This is a genomic window from Streptomyces sp. NPDC088915, from assembly GCF_044749825.1.
Classification (GTDB): domain Bacteria; phylum Actinomycetota; class Actinomycetes; order Streptomycetales; family Streptomycetaceae; genus Streptomyces.
On sequence record NZ_JBIVIR010000006.1, the window covers coordinates 92,062 to 107,932 of the forward strand.

Consider the following 15,871-nt stretch of genomic DNA (forward strand, 5'->3'; position numbering starts at 1 on the left):
CCTGCCGCGTGCACCCGAGTCTCACGCGGGGGGAGCCGCCGTCCGGCGGCACGAAGAGAAGCAGAGAGTCACCACGCATGCGTACGTCCATCCGCACCGTCGCCGTCGCCGCCACCGCCGTCTCGCTGGCCCTGCTCTGCACCGCCTGCAGCAGCGACGAGGCCGGTGACTCCGGCAAGGGCTCCGCGGCGCCGAGCGCCTCCGCCACGTCGGAGGCCCCCGCCGCGAAGGCGCTGTCCGCCGCCGAGCTGGAGAAGCTGATCGTCGAGCAGGCCGACCTGCCCGGCCACCAGGTCCAGAAGGCCAAGGCCTCCGACGTCGTGAAGTCCGAGACCGTCGTCACCGACAAGGCCTCCTGCAAGCCGCTCGCCGACGCCCTGGCGTTCATCGCGACCGGCGACCCGGCCGCGTCCGTGCAGCGCAAGGCCGTCGAGGTGCCCAAGAAGACGGGCTCGCCGGAGGACGCCCTCGGGGCGCTCTCCGCGCCGGTGACGAGCGTGACGCTCGGCTCGTACGACGGGCAGGGCGCGCAGGAGGCCCTCGCCTCCCTGAAGACGGCCGGGACCGACTGCGCGGGCGGCTTCGGGGTCACCAGCAGCGGCCAGAAGGCGAAGGTCACCAAGGTGACGCCGGAGACGGTGACCGCGGGCGACGAGGCGCTCGCCTGGACGGTGGCCTCGGACGTGGACGGCGAGCCGTTCGTCACCAAGCTGGTCGTCTTCCGCAAGGGCAACACGCTGGCCTCGTTCTCCTCGTTCAGCCTCGCCGGCACGGTGAAGGAGCTGCCGAAGACGATCGTGGAGGCGCAGGCGAAGAAGCTGGGCTGACCCCGCCCGCCCCGCCGGACGGACGCCGTGTCGGCTCCGTCCGGTGGGGTGGATCGCGCCGTAGTCTTCCGACATGTGCGGAATCGTGGGATACGTCGGCGGTCAGTCGGCGCTTGATGTGGTGGTCGCGGGCCTCAAGCGGCTCGAATACCGGGGCTACGACTCGGCCGGTGTCGCGGTGCTCTCCGACGGGGGGCTCGCCGCGGCCAAGCGGGCGGGCAAGCTCGTCAACCTGGACAAGGAGCTGGCCGAACGGCCGCTGCCCGGCGGCTCCGTGGGGATCGGGCACACCCGCTGGGCCACCCACGGCGGCCCGACCGACGCCAACGCGCACCCGCACCTGGACAACGCCGGGCGGGTCGCCGTCGTCCACAACGGCATCATCGAGAACTTCGCCGCCCTGCGCGGGGAGCTGGCGGAGCGCGGCCACGCCCTGGCGTCCGAGACGGACACCGAGGTCGTCGCGCACCTGCTCGCCGAGGAGTTCTCCTCCACCGGGGACCTGGCCGAGTCCATGCGGCTGGTGTGCCGGCGGCTCGACGGGGCGTTCACCCTGGTCGCCGTGCACGCCGACCAGCCGGGCGTCGTCGTCGGCGCCCGCCGCAACTCCCCGCTCGTCGTCGGCGTCGGCGAGGGCGAGAACTTCCTCGCCTCCGACGTCTCCGCCTTCATCGCCCACACCCGTTCCGCGATCGAGCTGGGCCAGGACCAGGTCGTCGAGCTGACCCGGGACGGCGTGACCGTCACGGACTTCGACGGGGTGCCCGCCGACGTGCGGGCCTACCACGTCGACTGGGACGCCTCCGCCGCCGAGAAGGGCGGCTACGACCACTTCATGCTCAAGGAGATCGCCGAGCAGCCCAAGGCCGTCGCCGACACCCTCCTCGGCCGGATCGACGCCTCCGGGCGGCTCACCCTCGACGAGGTGCGCATCCCCGACACGGTGCTCCGCGAGGCCGACAAGGTCGTCGTCGTCGCGTGCGGCACCGCCTTCCACGCCGGGCTCATCGCCAAGTACGCCATCGAGCACTGGGCCCGCGTCCCCTGCGAGGTCGAGCTGGCCAGCGAGTTCCGCTACCGGGACCCGATCCTCGGCCCGCGCACCCTGGTGATCGCGATCTCCCAGTCCGGCGAGACCATGGACACCCTGATGGCGCTGCGGCACGCGCGCGAGCAGGGCGCGAAGGTCCTCGCCGTCTGCAACACCAACGGCTCCACCATCCCGCGCGAGTCCGACGCCGTGCTCTACACGCACGCGGGGCCCGAGGTCGCCGTCGCCTCCACCAAGGCCTTCCTGACCCAGCTCGTCGCCTGCTACCTGCTCGCGCTCCACCTCGGCCGGGTGCGCGGCACCCAGTGGGGCGACGAGGTCCTCGCCGTGGTGCGCGAGCTCGCCCGCATCGGCGAGGAGGTCGAGCGCGTCCTGGAGACGATGGAGCCGGTGCGCGAGCTCGCCCGCTCCCTCGCCCACAAGAACACGGTCCTCTTCCTCGGCCGGCACGTCGGCCACCCGGTGGCCCTGGAGGGCGCCCTGAAGCTCAAGGAACTGGCGTACATGCACGCCGAGGGCTTCGCGGCGGGCGAGCTCAAGCACGGACCGATCGCCCTGATCGAGGAGGACCTGCCGGTCGTGGTCGTGGTGCCCTCGCCCGAGGGACGCTCGGTCCTCCACGACAAGATCGTCTCCAACATCCAGGAGATCAGGGCGCGCGGCGCCCGCACGATCGTGATCGCGGAGGAGGGCGACGAGACGGTCGTCCCGTACGCCGACCACCTCGTCCGGATCCCCGCCACGCCTACGCTGCTCCAGCCGCTGGTCTCCACGGTGCCGCTCCAGGTCTTCGCCTGCGAGCTCGCCACCGCGCGGGGCAACGAGGTCGACCAGCCGCGCAACCTGGCCAAGTCGGTGACCGTGGAGTGAGTGGGGTGGGGAAGTGAGCGGGACATGATCATCGGGGTGGGGATCGACGTGGCGGAGATCGACCGGTTCGCCGAGTCGATCGAGCGGACGCCGGGGCTCCTGAAGAGGCTCTTCGTCGAGGACGAGCTGCTGCTCCCGAGCGGCGAGCGGCGCGGGACCGCCTCGCTCGCCGTGCGGTTCGCCGCGAAGGAGGCCCTCGCGAAGGCGCTCGGCGCGCCGGCCGGACTGCTGTGGACGGACGCCGAGGTGTACGTCGAGGAGACCGGGCGGCCGCGCCTGCGGGTGCGGGGGACGGTGGAGGCCCGGGCGGCGGAGCTGGGCGTGGAGCACTGGCACGTGTCGCTGAGCCACGACGCGGGGGTGGCGTCGGCGGTGGTGATCGCGGAGGGGTGAGCGATACGCCCCGGGGCCCGGCCGTGCGGAGACGGCCGGGCCCCGGGACGTGTGGCGCGCGCGGCTGCCAGGGCCGGCGACAGGATGTGTGTACCGCGCGCGTGCGGAGTGGTGTGACGTCCTCCGACTTACTTAGGTAAGCCTAAGCTAAGTTGGAGGGCAAGTGATGTCAACCCCCCTCCGGTCAACCCTTCTCCGGGCGGGCCTCTTGCGAGCAGGCCTCCTCCGGGCGGGCCTCTCCCGAGCGGGCCTCCTTCGGGCGGCCCTCCTTCGGGCGGCCCTCCGCCGCCTGCGGCAGACTGCTGGGCATGCGTACCGCTTACCGCGTGGAGACCGTCCGGGCCGCCGAGGCCGCCCTCATGACCCGCCTCCCGGAGGGCGCCCTCATGAGCAGGGCCGCCGCCGGACTCGCCGCCGCCTGCTGCTCGTTGCTCGGGAAGGGACGGGTGTACGGGTCCCGGGTCGTCCTCCTCGTCGGGACCGGCGACAACGGCGGCGACGCGCTGTACGCCGGGGCCCGGCTCGCCCGGCGCGGCGCGGGCGTGACCGCCGTGCTGCTCGGCGCGCGCGCCCACGAGGGCGGCCTCGCGGCGTTCCGGGCTGCGGGCGGACGGATCGCGGACGACCCCTTCGAACCCCTCGCCGGGGCCGACCTCGTCCTCGACGGGATCACCGGCATCGGCGGGCGCGGCGGGCTGCGGCCCGACGCCGTGCCCGTCGCCCGGGCCGCGCGCGGCTCCGACGCCGTCGTCGTCGCCGTCGACCTGCCCAGCGGCGTCGACGCCGACACCGGGGAGGTCGCCGGGGAGGCGCTGCGGGCCGACGTGACGGTCACCTTCGGCACGTACAAGCCGGGGCTGCTCGTCGACCCCGCGCACGCGTACGCCGGCGCGCTGCGGCTCGTGGAGATCGGGCTCGGCGCGGTCCTGCCGGGGGTGCCGGACCTGGAGGCGCTCCAGCACGAGGACGTGGCCCGGCTGCTGCCGGTGCCGGGCGCCGAGAGCGACAAGTACCGGCGCGGGGTCGTCGGCGTCGTCGCCGGCTCCGCCCGCTACCCCGGCGCCGCCGTCCTCGCCGTGACCGGGGCGCTGCGGGGCGGGGCGGGGGCCGTGCGGTACGTCGGGGCCGGCGGGGACGCGGTGCTCGCCGCGCATCCCGAGACCCTGGTGCACACCGGACCGCCGCGGCAGGCCGGGCGGGTCCAGGCCTGGGTCGTAGGGCCGGGCCTCGGCGAGGAGGCCGACGCCCGGGAGGCGGTCGCGGACGTCCTCGCCTCGGACGTGCCGGTCCTCGTCGACGCGGACGGACTGCGGGGGTTGGACCCGGCGGCCGTACGGGGCCGGAGCGCGCCCACCCTCCTCACCCCGCACGCGGGCGAGGCGGCGGCGCTGCTCTCCGCCCCGCGCGAGGAGGTCGAGGCGGGACGGCTCGCGGCGGTCCGCGAACTGTCGGGCCGCTTCGGGGCGACGGTCCTCCTGAAGGGCTCCACCACGCTCGTGCACGGCGGCACCGGTCCCGTACGGGTGAACCCGACCGGGACGTCCTGGCTCGCCACCGCCGGGAGCGGCGACGTCCTCTCCGGCCTGGCGGGCTCGCTGCTCGCGGCGGGCCTCCCGCCCGTCGACGCGGCCTCCTGCGCCGCCTACCTCCACGGCCTCGCCGCCCGCCGCGCCTCCTCGGGGACGGCCCCGGTGACGGCGACGGAGGTGGCGGGAGCCCTGCACGACGCCTGGCGGGACGTGCGGGACCCGTCGTAGGACGACCCGGGACGAGGAGGGCCCACGGGGGCGGTCGCCCGTAAGGGTGATCGGCGCTACAGCCCGGGAAAGCGGCGCCGGGGGCCGCACCTGAGAGACTGGGCGCGATGACTGAGACACCGCCGCCCCGCAGAGCCCGCGCCGAGATCGACCTCGGCGCGCTGCGTGCGAACGTCCGCACGCTGCGCGCCCGCGTCGCCCCCCACGTCCGGATCATGGCCGTGGTCAAGGCCGACGCGTACGGACACGGCGCCCTGCGCTGTGCCCGGGCCGCCCTGGAGGCGGGGGCGGACTGGCTCGGCACGGCCACCCCGCACGAGGCGCTCGCGCTGCGGGCCGCCGGCATCACGGACGTTCCCGTCATGTGCTGGCTCTGGACCCCCGGCGACCCCTGGGACCAGGGCATCGAGGCCGGGCTCGACATGTCGGTGAGCGGGATGTGGGCCCTGCGGGAGGTCGTCGCGGCCGCCCGCGCCACCGGGAAGAGCGCGCGCGTCCAGCTCAAGGCCGACACCGGGCTCGGCCGCAACGGCTGCCAGCCCGCCGACTGGCCCGAGTTGGTCGGGGAGGCGCTCGAGGCCGAGGCCGAGGGGCTCCTCAAGGTCACCGGGCTCTGGTCGCACTTCGCCTGCGCCGACGAGCCCCACCACCCCTCCATCGCGGCCCAGCTCGACGTCTTCCGCTCGATGCTCGACCACGCCGAGAAGGCCGGCGTCGAGCCCGAGGTCCGGCACATCGCCAACTCGCCGGCCACCCTCACCCTCCCCGAGGCCCACTTCGACCTCGTCCGGCCCGGCATCGCCGTCTACGGCATCTCGCCCAGTCCCGAACTCGGCACCGCCGCCGAACTCGGCCTGCGGCCCGTCATGTCGCTCAAGGCGAGCGTCGCCCTCGTCAAGCAGGTCCCGGCCGGACACGGCGTCAGCTACGGGCACCACTACGTCACCGACGGCGAGACCACCCTCGGGCTCGTGCCCGTCGGATACGCCGACGGCGTCCCCCGGCACGCCTCCGGCCGCGGCCCCGTCCTCGTCGGGGACACCGTCCGCACGATCGCCGGCCGCGTCGCCATGGACCAGTTCGTCCTCGACCTCGGCGGGGAGATCCCCGAACCCGGCACCGAGGCCGTGCTCTTCGGCCCCGGCGACCGGGGCGAACCGACCGCCGAGGACTGGGCGGCGGCCGCCGACACCATCGCGTACGAGATCGTCACCCGGATCGGCGCGCGCGTCCCGCGCGTCTACCCGGGCGAATGAGGAGGAGCGCCCGTGGGGGAGACCAGTAGTGGCGGCGCCTGGCGCCGCGCCGGGTTCGCGGGCGCCGCGATAGGCGTCCTGGCGGCCGGGGCCGCCGCCGGAGTCGCCGTCGAGCGGCTCACGGTGGGCCGTTCCGTACGCCAGAAGGCCCGGCTCGCCCTGGACGCCGCCGGCCCCTACGGGGGCCTGCGCGGCACCCCCGGCCGCGCCCTCGCCGACGACGGGACCGTCCTCCACTACGAGGTCGACGAGGTCGAGGGGGCCGACGGGGCCGAGCCCGATCCCTCGGGCGCCCGGCTCCGGCGGCTCTTCGGGCGCCGCCGCCCCGCCCCCGTCACCGTCGTCTTCAGCCACGGCTACTGCCTCAACCAGGACTCCTGGCACTTCCAGCGGGCCGCCCTGCGCGGTCTCGTGCGGACCGTGTACTGGGACCAGCGCAGCCACGGGCGTTCGGGCCAGGGCGTCTCCCAGGCCGGACCCGACGCCGTCCCCGTCTCCATCGAACAGCTCGGCCGCGACCTCCGGGCCGTCGTCGACGTCGCCGCCCCCGAGGGGCCCCTCGTCCTCGTCGGGCACTCCATGGGCGGCATGACGGTGATGGCGTTCGCCGAGCAGTACCCCGACCTGATGCGCGACCGGGTCGCCGGCGTCGCCTTCGTCGGCACCTCCGCCGGAAAGCTGAACGAGGTCACGTACGGCCTGCCCGTCGTCGGCGTCAACGCCGTCCGGCGGATCCTGCCGGGGGTCCTGCGGGCACTCGGCGCCCAGGCGGAGCTGGTCGAGCGCGGCCGCCGGGCGACGGCCGACCTCTTCGCCGGGCTCGTCAAGAAGTACTCGTTCGCCTCGAAGGACGTGGACCCGGCCGTCGCCCGCTTCGCCGAGCGGATGATCGAGTCCACCCCCATCGACGTGGTCGCCGCCTTCTACCCGGCCTTCGCGGAGCACGACAAGTCCGCCTCCCTGCCCGCCCTCCGCGACCTGCCGGTGCTCGCGCTCGCCGGGGACCACGACCTCGTCACCCCCACCTCCCACACCGAGGCCATCGCCGCCCTGCTCCCCGAGGCCGAGCTGGTGATCGTCCCGGACGGCGGCCACCTGGTGATGCTGGAGCACCCGGAGGCCGTCACCGACCGCCTCGCCGACCTGCTCGTACGGGCCGGGGCCGTGCCGGAGCCGACGGCGGCGGGGACGGACCCCGGCGAAAGCTAGATTGGCGGTATGGAAGCAGCGCACCCGTCCGTACCCCCCGTGCCCGGCGACGCCACGCCCGTCTCCGAGGCCACCCTCTCCGTCGACTCCCCGGAGCGGATGCAGGAGCTGGGCCTCCGGCTCGCGAAGGTCCTGCGCCCCGGCGACCTCGTCATGCTCACCGGCGAGCTCGGCGCCGGGAAGACCACCCTCACCCGCGGCCTCGGCGAGGGGCTCGGGGTGCGCGGCGCCGTCACCTCCCCGACCTTCGTCATCGCCCGCGTCCACCCGTCCCTGGTGGGCGGCCCGGCCCTGGTGCACGTCGACGCGTACCGCCTCGGCGGCGGGCTCGACGAGATGGAGGACCTGGACCTGGACGTCTCGCTGCCCGAGTCCGTCGTGGTCGTCGAGTGGGGCGACGGCAAGGTCGAGGAGCTGACCGACGACCGGCTGCACGTCCTGATCCATCGCGTCACCGGCGACACCGAAGACGACCGGCGCACGGTCCTGCTGCGCGGCGTCGGGGAGCGCTGGGCGGGGGAGGACCTGGGCGCGCTCTGAATCCCTCCTGCCCGCCCTCCCGCCCCGCCGCCCCCACGTATGTTCCGACAACGTGTCGGCAAAGTGTTGCGTGGGTCGTACGAGCCGTGGTCCCATGGACGCACGAGCTGGTTAGGTGTACCTAACCTACGGGAGGCAGGCATGGCGACGCCGGAGCGCGCGGAACCCGGTCGGGAGCACGTCACGATGAGTGAGCTGCTGGCGTCCTGCGTGGCCGCCCGCACGCTCTCCACCCCGCCGGGACCGCAGACCGAGGACGCCGAGGACACCGAGGACGCCAAGGACGCGCGGGAGCGGGACGTCACGTACGACCGGTACGGGCGGGTGGAGGACGAGGCCGCCTAGGGCCTGTCCGGCGGATCAGGGTCGGTTAGGCCCTAGGGGTGCCCCGGGAACGGCTCAGGAGACGACGACGACCTTCGTGCCGATCACCGCGAACGTCCACAGCGCGTTCCCGTCGGCCCGCTTCATGCGGACGCCGCCGGTCTTCCTCGTCGGGTCCGGCTCCGGCATCGAGCCGTCCACCGCCGCGCTGAAGCCGATCGCCACGTCCTGGGTCGTCGCGAACCGCACCACGTGCTCGATCTGCACCCCGTCCGAGCCGCGCACCGAGCCCGACCGCGAGGTCACCGCGTACGCGCCCGGCGGCGGGGACACCGTGCTCGGCATCACCGTGAACGTGCGGGTGGCCCTGCCGTCGCCGCTCACCAGCCACACCCGGCGGTCGGCCAGGCCGTACACGACCCGCTCCCCGGTGCCCGAGTCCGCCGGGACGGCGAGGGGGTCGCGGACCGGCTGCTTCGGGCCGCCGCTCGGAGAGGTCGAGGGGGTCGCCGTGGCCGTGGCCTCCGGCTTGGCCGAGAGGTCGGCGGGAACGTCCGCCGAGGCCTGGTAGGCGAGGAAACAGACCGCGGCGACCGCCGCCGCCGTGAGCCCGGCCACGAATCCCGAGCTGCTCCGTGCCACCGTGCCCACCTCTCGTACGAACGTATCGAGGGTGACGGTAGCAGCCGCCGCCCCGGGGGTCGGGGCAGCGTGCCCGGGAGCCGTAGGCTGTTCGCGTGCTGTTGCTCGCCATGGATACCGCCACCCCCGCCGTCACCGTCGCCCTCCACGACGGCGAGGCCGTCGTCGCCTCGTCGAGCCGGGTCGACGCCCGCCGCCACGGGGAGCTGCTGCTGCCCGCCGTCGACCGGGTCCTCGCCGAGGCCGGGCTGAAGCTCGACGCGGTCACCGGCGTGGTCGTCGGCGTCGGCCCCGGCCCGTACACCGGTCTGCGCGTCGGCCTCGTCACGGCCGCGGCCTTCTCGTCCGCGCTCGGCGTGCCCGTGCACGGCCTGTGCACCCTCGACGGACTCGCGTACGCCGCCGGGATCGACGAGCCCTTCGCCGTCGCCACGGACGCGCGCCGCAAGGAGGTGTACTGGGCGCGGTACGCCGACTCCCGCACCCGCGTGACCGACGCGGCCGTCGACCGGCCCGCCGACATCGCCGAAGCCCTCGCCGGGCTCCCGGTCGTCGGCGCGGGCGCCCGCCTCTACCCCGAGGCCTTCCCCGACGCCCGCGACCCCGAGCACCAGTCGGCCGCCGCGCTCGCCGCCCTCGCGGCGGAGAGGCTGGCGGCCGGGGACGGCGGGGCCGGGGGCGAGGGCTTCCTCGATCCGCTGCCGATGTACCTGCGCCGCCCCGACGCCCAGGTGCCCAAGAACTACAAGGTGGTCACGCCCAAGTGACCGGCGGCGTGGAACTGCGCGAGATGCGCTGGTGGGACATCGAGCCGGTGCTCGCCCTGGAGGACGAGCTGTTCCCCGAGGACGCCTGGTCGGCCGGGATGTTCTGGTCCGAGCTCGCGCACTCCCGGGGGCCGGGCGCCACCCGCCGGTACGTCGTCGCGGAGGACCCCGGCGGCCGGCTCGTCGGGTACGCCGGGCTCGCCGCCGCCGGCGGCCTCGGCGACGTGCAGACCATCGCCGTCGCCCGCGACCAGTGGGGGACCGGGCTCGGCGCCCGGCTCCTCACCGACCTGCTCCAGCACGCCACCGCCTTCGAGTGCGACGAGGTCCTGCTCGAAGTGCGCGTGGACAACACCCGGGCCCAGAAGCTCTACGAGCGCTTCGGCTTCGAGCCCATCGGTTTCCGGCGCGGCTACTACCAGCCCGGAAACGTCGACGCGCTCGTGATGCGACTGACCGTCCAAGGAACCGGAACCGATATCTGATGGCTGCTGACGAACCCCTGGTGCTCGGCATCGAGACCTCCTGCGACGAGACCGGCGTCGGCATCGTCCACGGGACCACCCTCCTCGCGGACGCGATCGCCTCCAGCGTCGACACCCACGCCCGTTTCGGCGGCGTCGTGCCCGAGATCGCCTCCCGCGCGCACCTGGAGGCGATGGTCCCGACGATCGAGCGCGCCCTGAAGACCGCCGGGATCTCCGCGCGGGACCTCGACGGCATCGCCGTCACCGCCGGGCCCGGCCTCGCGGGCGCGCTGCTCGTCGGCGTCTCGGCGGCCAAGGCGTACGCCTACGCCCTCGGCAAGCCGCTCTACGGCGTCAACCACCTGGCCTCGCACATCTGCGTCGACCAGCTGGAGCACGGCAGGCTGCCCGAGCCGACGATGGCCCTGCTGGTCTCCGGCGGGCACTCCTCGCTGCTGCTCTCCACCGACATCACCTCCGACGTGCGCCCGATGGGCGCCACCATCGACGACGCGGCCGGCGAGGCCTTCGACAAGATCGCCCGCGTGCTCGACCTCGGCTTCCCCGGCGGACCGGTCATCGACCGGCTCGCCAAGGAGGGCGACCCGAAGGCCATCGCCTTCCCGCGCGGCCTGAGCGGCGCCAAGGACCCGGCGTACGACTTCTCCTTCTCCGGCCTCAAGACCGCCGTGGCCCGCTGGATCGAGGCGAAGAGGGCGGCCGGCGAGGAGGTGCCGGTGCGGGACGTGGCCGCGTCCTTCCAGGAGGCGGTCGTGGACGTCCTCACCCGCAAGGCCGTCCGGGCCTGCAAGGACGAGGGCGTCGACCACCTGATGATCGGCGGCGGCGTGGCCGCGAACTCGCGCCTGCGGGCCCTCGCCCAGGAGCGCTGCGAGCGGGCCGGGATCCGGCTGCGGGTGCCCCGGCCGGGCCTGTGCACGGACAACGGCGCGATGGTCGCGGCCCTCGGCTCCGAGATGGTCTCCCGGGGCCGGGCCGCCTCCGACCTGGAGCTGTCGGCGGACTCCTCGCTGCCGGTGACGGACCCGCACGTGCCGGGCGCCCACGCGCACGACCACTCCCACGACCACGTGCACGAGGTCAGCAAGGAGAACCTGTACTCGTGAGGCTCACCCTCATGTGGGAGGCGCGGGCCGTGCGGGGGCGGGGCCCCGAGCTCCTGGAGTGGGCCCGGGAGCGGTCCCGGGTCCTCGCGTACGAGCCGGAGCGCCGGGAGGTCTTCCGCGCCCCCCAGGACCGGGTCCTCGTCCTCACCTGGTGGGAGGCGGAGACCTTCGACGCGGAGCTGCCGGAGCTGCCGGAGCCGGACGCGGAGCTGATCACCCGGCCGGTGCACCGCTGGCGGTTCGAGGCGGTCGAGTAGCCGCACGACCGGGAGTTCGATCGGTCACACGTACGCCCGCCGGGCAACCTTTCGAACCGTACGGGCATCTCCCGGCGCGTGAAGAAGACGATCGCGCTCTGGGCAGCGCTGACCGCCGCGGCCCTCCTGGTGACCGGCTGCACGGCGGAGCACCCCGCCGCCGCCCCCGTGTCCGACCCGCCGACGTCGTCCGCGCCGACCCCCTCCGCGTCCCGGTCCGCCGCCGGGAGCGGGGCGCCGGGCGCCCCGGCGTCGGCCGCCGCGTACCGGAAGTGGGGCCTGAAGCCCTTCGCGGCCCCGCCCGCGCCGCCGGCGGCGAAGCCGGTGGTCCGCGGGCCGGGGGAGCCGGTGCCGGTCATCAGCGAGATCCCCACCGAGGAGAAGATCGTCTTCGTCACGATCGACGACGGGGCGGAGAAGGACCCCGAGTTCGTCACGATGATGAAGGAGCTCAAGGTCCCCTTCACCATGTTCCTCACCGACGCCGCCATCCGCGCCGACTACGGCTACTTCTCGCCGCTCGTCGCCCAGGGCCACGGCGTCGCCAACCACACGCTCACCCACCCCGATCTGCGCACCCTCTCCCCGGAGGCCCAGCGCCGGGAGATCTGCGGCCAGCAGGAGAAGCTGAAGCGGCGGTACGGCACGGCCCCGCGCCTCTTCCGCCCGCCCTACGGCAACTGGAACGAGGCCACGCGCACGGCGGCCGGGGCCTGCGGGGTGGACGCGATCGTGCTGTGGCGCGAGTCCATGCAGATCAAGAACATGCAGTACCAGCGCGGCGACCGGAAGCTCCACCCCGGCGACATCGTCCTGGCCCACTTCCGCGGTCCGTCCGAACTCAAGGGCCGCACGATGACCGAGATGACGGCCACGATGCTCCGCCGCATCCAGGAACAGGGCTTCACGGTGGCGCGGCTGGAGGACTACGTCTGACCGGCCGGGCCCCTCGGGCGGCGCGGTCCGGGGCGGTGGGCCCCCGGGCGGCGCGGTCCGGCGCCGCGAGCCCCCGGGCGGCCCGCCTAGAGTGTCGGGCATGTCCACGCGTACCCCGTTGCCCCCGCCGCCTCCGCCCGCCGAGCTCCGGAGCTGGCCCGACCGGGACGCGCTGCTCGCCGACCGGGCGCGGGCGCTGGGCGAGTTGGGGCGGCGGCTGCTCGGTCCCGGACGGCTCGCCGTGTTCCTGGCGGCGTTCGGGCTGCTCCAGCTCGGCTGGGGGCTGATCGGGGTGCTGCTCGGTTCGCTCGGCGACCCCCTCGACGTGATCAGCGTGTTCATCGTGCTCTTCGCGGCGGCGCTCGGCATCGGGGTGCTCGCCCCCGGAGTGTGGCTGACCGTGCGCGGGCTGCGGCGTGACCGGGTCGTCCGGGAACGCCTCGTCCAGTGGGCGGCCCTCGACCGGCACGGCCCGACCGACGCCCGGCTGCGCGCCCCCGTCCCGAGCGTCTGCTGGCTGGTGCTGTCCTTCGTGATGTGCGCGGCCGGGCTCTGGCTGGGCTTCGCCGTCCCGGCGGGCACCACCCGGGACAACGGCGGCTACGGCCTCGTCGCCTACGGCATGGGCGCCGCCCTGATCCTCTGGATCACGGGACTCACCGGCCTGGTGAAGGCCGTCGGCCACTACCGGTTCGCGGTGCGGCTCACCGCTCCCCGCCCGGCCGGACGGGCCGGCCGATCAGCATCGTCGGGGCACCCGCGACCCGAGTGAGCAGCACCGTCGCCGCGTTCGGGCCCTTCGGCTTCACCTTGCGGCGGATCTCCTCCGGCTCGACCGCCGAGCCCCGCTTCTTCACGGTCAGGGTGCCGACCTCCCGCTCCCGCAGCAGCGCCTTCAACTTCTTGAGGTTGAAGGGGAGTTCGTCGGTGATCTCGTACGCGGCGGCGTACGGGGTCGGGACCAGGACGTCCGAGGTCACGTACGCGATCGTCTCGTCGACCAGGCCGCCGTCCAGCTCCTCGGCCACCTCGGCCACCAGGTGCGCGCGGATCACCGCGCCGTCCGGCTCGTACAGGTAGCGGCCCACCGGCCGGACCGCCGGGTCGGGCAGCCCGCGCCCGGCGAGGGTCGCGCCGGAGGGCAGCAGTGTGGCCCGGCGCGCGCCCGGCTCCGTACCGAACCACAGCACGGCCTCCTTCACGTCCCCGCCGTCCGAGATCCACTCCGCCCCGGCCTCCGCCGGTACGGCCTCGTGTGGGATGCCCGGCGCCACCTTCAGGGCCGCGTGCGGGGCCTTCCGGGCCGCCTCGACCGCCCAGGAGAGCGGCGGCGAGTACGCCTCCGGGTCGAAGATCCTGCCCCGGCCACCGCGCCGCGCGGGGTCGACGAACACGGCGTCGTACGGGCTCGTGTCGATCTCCGTCACGTCCGCGCACCGCACCTCGATCAGGTCCGACAGGCCGAGCGCCCCGGCGTTGGCCCGGACCGCCTCGGCGGTCAGCGGGTCGCGGTCGACGGCGAGGACGGAGATCCCGGCGCGGGCCAGGGCGATCGCGTCGCCGCCGATCCCCGAGCACAGGTCCGCCACGCTCCCGACGCCCAGCGCCTTCATCCGGCCGGCCCGGTGCGCGCCGACCGGGGCCCGGGTCGACTGCTCGACGCCGTGGGGCGTGAAGTACATCCGGTACGCGTCCTCCGCGCCGAACTTCGCCACCGCCCGCTGCCGCAGCCGCGCCTGGCCGAGCGCCGCCGTGACCAGCTCGGCGGGGTGGTCGCGGCGCAGCCGGGACGCGACCGCCAGCTCCCGGGCGGGGTCGTAGTCGCGCAGGGCGGCGAGGAGCGTCTGCCCCTCGGGGGCGAGCAGGGCGGCGAAGGAGGCGAGGTCGGTCACCCGTCCCATTCTGGGCCCTGGGGAGCCGTGGGCCCGCCGGATCCGGGCTCCGGGGAGAGCTGTGGGCCGGCCGGGGGACGGTGGGCCGGGTACGGCGGTGTCGCGGCCGGAAGGGACCGCCGCGCTGACAGGATGCGGCGCCATGCAGCTCGTACGACAAAAGGAACAAAAGATGAGAAAAGGCGTGCACCGCTCCCACCGGACGCTCGGAGCGGCGCTCGTCGTCGCCGCCCTCGCCTCCGTCGCCACGGCCTGCTCCGGCGCCGGCCCGGACCGCTCCGCACCGCCCTCTCCCGCCTCCGGCCAGCAGGCCCCGCGGCAGGGCCTCAAGCAGGCCCCGAAGCAGGCTCCGCAGCAGGCCCCGAAGCAGGGTGCCGCCGCCGCGCCCGAGTCGCAGGCGCAGAAGGCCGAGAAGCTCCGTCTCCGGAAGGCCGCCCGCGCGCTCGCCGCCAAGAAGTGGGGCCTCGCCGGGCCCCCGCTCGAAGCGCCCGCCCCGCCCGCCGTCAAGCCGAGGATCACCACCCGCAAGGGCTTCGAGACGAAGAGCGAGGGCATGCCGCCCGTCTTCACCACCGTGCCCACCAAGGAGAAGGTCGTCTTCCTGACGATCGACGACGGCTCGGAGAAGGACCCCGAGCTGCTGCGGATGATGAACGAGCTGGACGTCCCCTACAGCGCCTTCCTCAGCGACTACGTCGTCAGCGACGACTACGCCTACTTCGCCCGGATGCAGAAGTCGCGGAAGGGCGGGGTCGCGCTCCACAACCACACCCTCCACCACCGCTACCTGCCCGGACTCTCGTACGACCAGCAGAAGCGCGAGATCTGCGGCATGCAGGACGTCATCGAGAAGAAGTACGGCAAGCGGCCCGAACTCTTCCGCCCGCCGTACGGCAACTACAACGACGACACCCTGCGCGTGGCCAAGTCCTGCGGCATCAAGGCCGTCCCGCTGTGGGCCGCCGAGGCCTTCCCCGACCACATGGAGTGGCGCGAGTGGGACCGGGACCTGCACCCCGGCGACATCGTCCTCACCCACTTCCGGGGCGAGGAGGACTGGGAGGGCAGCATGGCCGACATGGTCCGCCGCGTGATGAACGTGATCACGGCCAAGGGCTACGCGGTCGCGAAGCTCGAGGACTACGTGTGAGACCCGGGAGGCGCGGGCGCCGGGCCGCCGCCGCCCTGGCCGTGGCCGGGGCGCTGCTCGCCCTCCCGGCCCTCACCGCCTGCGCTTCCCCGGACGGCCCGGTGGACCCGATCGAGCGGCTGGGCCGGAAGGCGGCGGAGGGGATGGGATCCCGGGCTTCGGCGCCGCCGGGGGAGCGGGAGCGGGTCGGACGGGCCACGGGGGAGCGGGAGCGGGTCGGACGGGCCGCGGTGGAGGGAAAGCCGGTCGAACGGGCGGGCGTACGGTCCGCGGACCGGGAGGGAAGGCGCTGCCGGAAGGCCCCGGAACCCCGCACGACCGCGCCCCCGGTCACGCCACGGAGCGATGAATTGGCACTCCGCTTGACCGAGTGCTAATCGCGGCCATAGTCTCGGCTCTGGCACTC

General features: G+C 74.6%; 18 protein-coding genes. 15 read left to right on the forward strand and 3 right to left on the reverse strand.

Annotation, left to right across the window (positions count from 1 at the left end; all coding sequences use genetic code 11):
- The first annotated feature begins 77 nt into the window (after window positions 1-77).
- From ACIP5O_RS12945 to ACIP5O_RS12955, 3 genes are all read left to right on the forward strand, one after another.
- Window positions 78-827: a hypothetical protein gene (locus ACIP5O_RS12945; protein ID WP_401292131.1), complete on the forward strand. Its 750-nt coding sequence runs from the start codon at window positions 78-80 to the stop codon at window positions 825-827.
- A gap of 73 nt (window positions 828-900) precedes the next feature.
- Window positions 901-2,748, forward strand: a complete 1,848-nt coding sequence (gene glmS, locus ACIP5O_RS12950; protein ID WP_401292134.1) for a glutamine--fructose-6-phosphate transaminase (isomerizing) — start codon at window positions 901-903, stop codon at window positions 2,746-2,748.
- Between the two features lie 24 nt (window positions 2,749-2,772).
- Entirely contained in the window at window positions 2,773-3,141 is a 369-nt protein-coding gene (locus tag ACIP5O_RS12955; RefSeq protein ID WP_401292136.1) for a holo-ACP synthase, read from the forward strand.
- A 184-nt stretch (window positions 3,142-3,325) separates the two neighbouring features.
- Here ACIP5O_RS12955 and ACIP5O_RS12960 read toward each other — a convergent pair whose 3' ends face one another.
- Window positions 3,326-3,451, reverse strand: coding sequence for a hypothetical protein (locus tag ACIP5O_RS12960; RefSeq protein ID WP_401292139.1), 126 nt, complete (start codon window positions 3,449-3,451; stop codon window positions 3,326-3,328).
- Here ACIP5O_RS12960 and ACIP5O_RS12965 point away from each other — a divergent pair.
- From ACIP5O_RS12965 to ACIP5O_RS12985, 5 genes are all read left to right on the forward strand, one after another.
- Complete coding sequence (locus ACIP5O_RS12965; RefSeq protein WP_401292142.1) at window positions 3,450-4,898, forward strand: NAD(P)H-hydrate dehydratase; 1,449 nt, start codon at window positions 3,450-3,452, stop codon at window positions 4,896-4,898. The two genes, ACIP5O_RS12960 and ACIP5O_RS12965, sit on opposite strands and share 2 nt — an antisense overlap.
- 107 nt (window positions 4,899-5,005) lie before the next feature.
- The gene (gene alr, locus ACIP5O_RS12970; RefSeq protein ID WP_401292145.1) at window positions 5,006-6,154 is read left to right on the forward strand and encodes an alanine racemase; all 1,149 of its coding nucleotides are present in this window, start codon (window positions 5,006-5,008) and stop codon (window positions 6,152-6,154) included.
- A gap of 12 nt (window positions 6,155-6,166) precedes the next feature.
- Window positions 6,167-7,363: an alpha/beta fold hydrolase gene (locus ACIP5O_RS12975; RefSeq protein WP_401292148.1), complete on the forward strand. Its 1,197-nt coding sequence runs from the start codon at window positions 6,167-6,169 to the stop codon at window positions 7,361-7,363.
- Between the two features lie 9 nt (window positions 7,364-7,372).
- Complete coding sequence (gene tsaE / locus ACIP5O_RS12980) at window positions 7,373-7,903, forward strand: tRNA (adenosine(37)-N6)-threonylcarbamoyltransferase complex ATPase subunit type 1 TsaE (RefSeq protein ID WP_401292150.1); 531 nt, start codon at window positions 7,373-7,375, stop codon at window positions 7,901-7,903.
- Between the two features lie 186 nt (window positions 7,904-8,089).
- The gene (locus ACIP5O_RS12985) at window positions 8,090-8,248 is read left to right on the forward strand and encodes a hypothetical protein (RefSeq protein WP_401292152.1); all 159 of its coding nucleotides are present in this window, start codon (window positions 8,090-8,092) and stop codon (window positions 8,246-8,248) included.
- A 54-nt stretch (window positions 8,249-8,302) separates the two neighbouring features.
- Here ACIP5O_RS12985 and ACIP5O_RS12990 read toward each other — a convergent pair whose 3' ends face one another.
- Entirely contained in the window at window positions 8,303-8,845 is a 543-nt protein-coding gene (locus ACIP5O_RS12990; protein WP_401292699.1) for a hypothetical protein, read from the reverse strand.
- A 119-nt stretch (window positions 8,846-8,964) separates the two neighbouring features.
- On the opposite strand from ACIP5O_RS12990, the gene tsaB reads away from it, so the two are divergent.
- The 6 genes from tsaB to ACIP5O_RS13020 all read left to right on the forward strand — a co-directional run bounded on the left by tsaB (window position 8,965) and on the right by ACIP5O_RS13020 (window position 13,195).
- On the forward strand, window positions 8,965-9,636 hold the full coding sequence (gene tsaB, locus ACIP5O_RS12995) for a tRNA (adenosine(37)-N6)-threonylcarbamoyltransferase complex dimerization subunit type 1 TsaB (RefSeq protein WP_401292154.1): 672 nt from the start codon (window positions 8,965-8,967) through the stop codon (window positions 9,634-9,636).
- A gap of 23 nt (window positions 9,637-9,659) precedes the next feature.
- On the forward strand, window positions 9,660-10,121 hold the full coding sequence (rimI, locus tag ACIP5O_RS13000; protein WP_401292702.1) for a ribosomal protein S18-alanine N-acetyltransferase: 462 nt from the start codon (window positions 9,660-9,662) through the stop codon (window positions 10,119-10,121).
- Window positions 10,121-11,230, forward strand: a complete 1,110-nt coding sequence (gene tsaD / locus ACIP5O_RS13005) for a tRNA (adenosine(37)-N6)-threonylcarbamoyltransferase complex transferase subunit TsaD (protein ID WP_401292156.1) — start codon at window positions 10,121-10,123, stop codon at window positions 11,228-11,230. Before rimI ends, tsaD begins: the two co-directional genes overlap by 1 nt.
- Window positions 11,231-11,241: 11 nt before the next feature.
- A complete protein-coding gene (locus ACIP5O_RS13010) occupies window positions 11,242-11,487 on the forward strand; it encodes a hypothetical protein (RefSeq protein ID WP_401292704.1) in 246 nt (81 codons plus the stop codon).
- Between the two features lie 78 nt (window positions 11,488-11,565).
- Window positions 11,566-12,423 carry a polysaccharide deacetylase family protein gene (locus ACIP5O_RS13015; protein ID WP_401292159.1) on the forward strand — a complete coding sequence of 286 codons (858 nt, stop codon included), beginning with the start codon at window positions 11,566-11,568 and terminating at the stop codon, window positions 12,421-12,423.
- A gap of 100 nt (window positions 12,424-12,523) precedes the next feature.
- Window positions 12,524-13,195, forward strand: a complete 672-nt coding sequence (locus ACIP5O_RS13020; protein ID WP_401292162.1) for a hypothetical protein — start codon at window positions 12,524-12,526, stop codon at window positions 13,193-13,195.
- On the opposite strand, the gene ACIP5O_RS13025 is transcribed toward ACIP5O_RS13020, so the two are convergent.
- Complete coding sequence (locus tag ACIP5O_RS13025; protein WP_401292164.1) at window positions 13,128-14,324, reverse strand: SAM-dependent methyltransferase; 1,197 nt, start codon at window positions 14,322-14,324, stop codon at window positions 13,128-13,130. The genes ACIP5O_RS13020 and ACIP5O_RS13025 overlap by 68 nt on opposite strands.
- A 163-nt stretch (window positions 14,325-14,487) precedes the next feature.
- Between ACIP5O_RS13025 and ACIP5O_RS13030 the strand changes: the two genes are divergently transcribed.
- Window positions 14,488-15,465, forward strand: a complete 978-nt coding sequence (locus tag ACIP5O_RS13030) for a polysaccharide deacetylase family protein (protein WP_401292167.1) — start codon at window positions 14,488-14,490, stop codon at window positions 15,463-15,465.
- The last annotated feature ends 406 nt before the right edge of the window (window positions 15,466-15,871 follow it).

What these genes read in the sequence shown, in the direction of transcription:
- tsaD (WP_401292156.1), top strand. Translation starts at nt 10,121, where the DNA reads ATGGCTGCTGACGAACCCCTGGTGCTCGGCATCGAGACCTCCTGCGAC.
- ACIP5O_RS12960 (WP_401292139.1), bottom strand. Translation starts at nt 3,451, where the DNA reads ATGCCCAGCAGTCTGCCGCAGGCGGCGGAGGGCCGCCCGAAGGAGGGC.
- ACIP5O_RS13025 (WP_401292164.1), bottom strand. Translation starts at nt 14,324, where the DNA reads ATGGGACGGGTGACCGACCTCGCCTCCTTCGCCGCCCTGCTCGCCCCC.
- ACIP5O_RS12945 (WP_401292131.1), top strand. Translation starts at nt 78, where the DNA reads ATGCGTACGTCCATCCGCACCGTCGCCGTCGCCGCCACCGCCGTCTCG.
- rimI (WP_401292702.1), top strand. Translation starts at nt 9,660, where the DNA reads ATGCGCTGGTGGGACATCGAGCCGGTGCTCGCCCTGGAGGACGAGCTG.
- glmS (WP_401292134.1), top strand. Translation starts at nt 901, where the DNA reads ATGTGCGGAATCGTGGGATACGTCGGCGGTCAGTCGGCGCTTGATGTG.
- tsaE (WP_401292150.1), top strand. Translation starts at nt 7,373, where the DNA reads ATGGAAGCAGCGCACCCGTCCGTACCCCCCGTGCCCGGCGACGCCACG.
- ACIP5O_RS12985 (WP_401292152.1), top strand. Translation starts at nt 8,090, where the DNA reads ATGAGTGAGCTGCTGGCGTCCTGCGTGGCCGCCCGCACGCTCTCCACC.
- ACIP5O_RS12955 (WP_401292136.1), top strand. Translation starts at nt 2,773, where the DNA reads ATGATCATCGGGGTGGGGATCGACGTGGCGGAGATCGACCGGTTCGCC.
- ACIP5O_RS12965 (WP_401292142.1), top strand. Translation starts at nt 3,450, where the DNA reads ATGCGTACCGCTTACCGCGTGGAGACCGTCCGGGCCGCCGAGGCCGCC.
- alr (WP_401292145.1), top strand. Translation starts at nt 5,006, where the DNA reads ATGACTGAGACACCGCCGCCCCGCAGAGCCCGCGCCGAGATCGACCTC.
- ACIP5O_RS13010 (WP_401292704.1), top strand. Translation starts at nt 11,242, where the DNA reads ATGTGGGAGGCGCGGGCCGTGCGGGGGCGGGGCCCCGAGCTCCTGGAG.
- ACIP5O_RS13030 (WP_401292167.1), top strand. Translation starts at nt 14,488, where the DNA reads ATGAGAAAAGGCGTGCACCGCTCCCACCGGACGCTCGGAGCGGCGCTC.
- ACIP5O_RS13020 (WP_401292162.1), top strand. Translation starts at nt 12,524, where the DNA reads ATGTCCACGCGTACCCCGTTGCCCCCGCCGCCTCCGCCCGCCGAGCTC.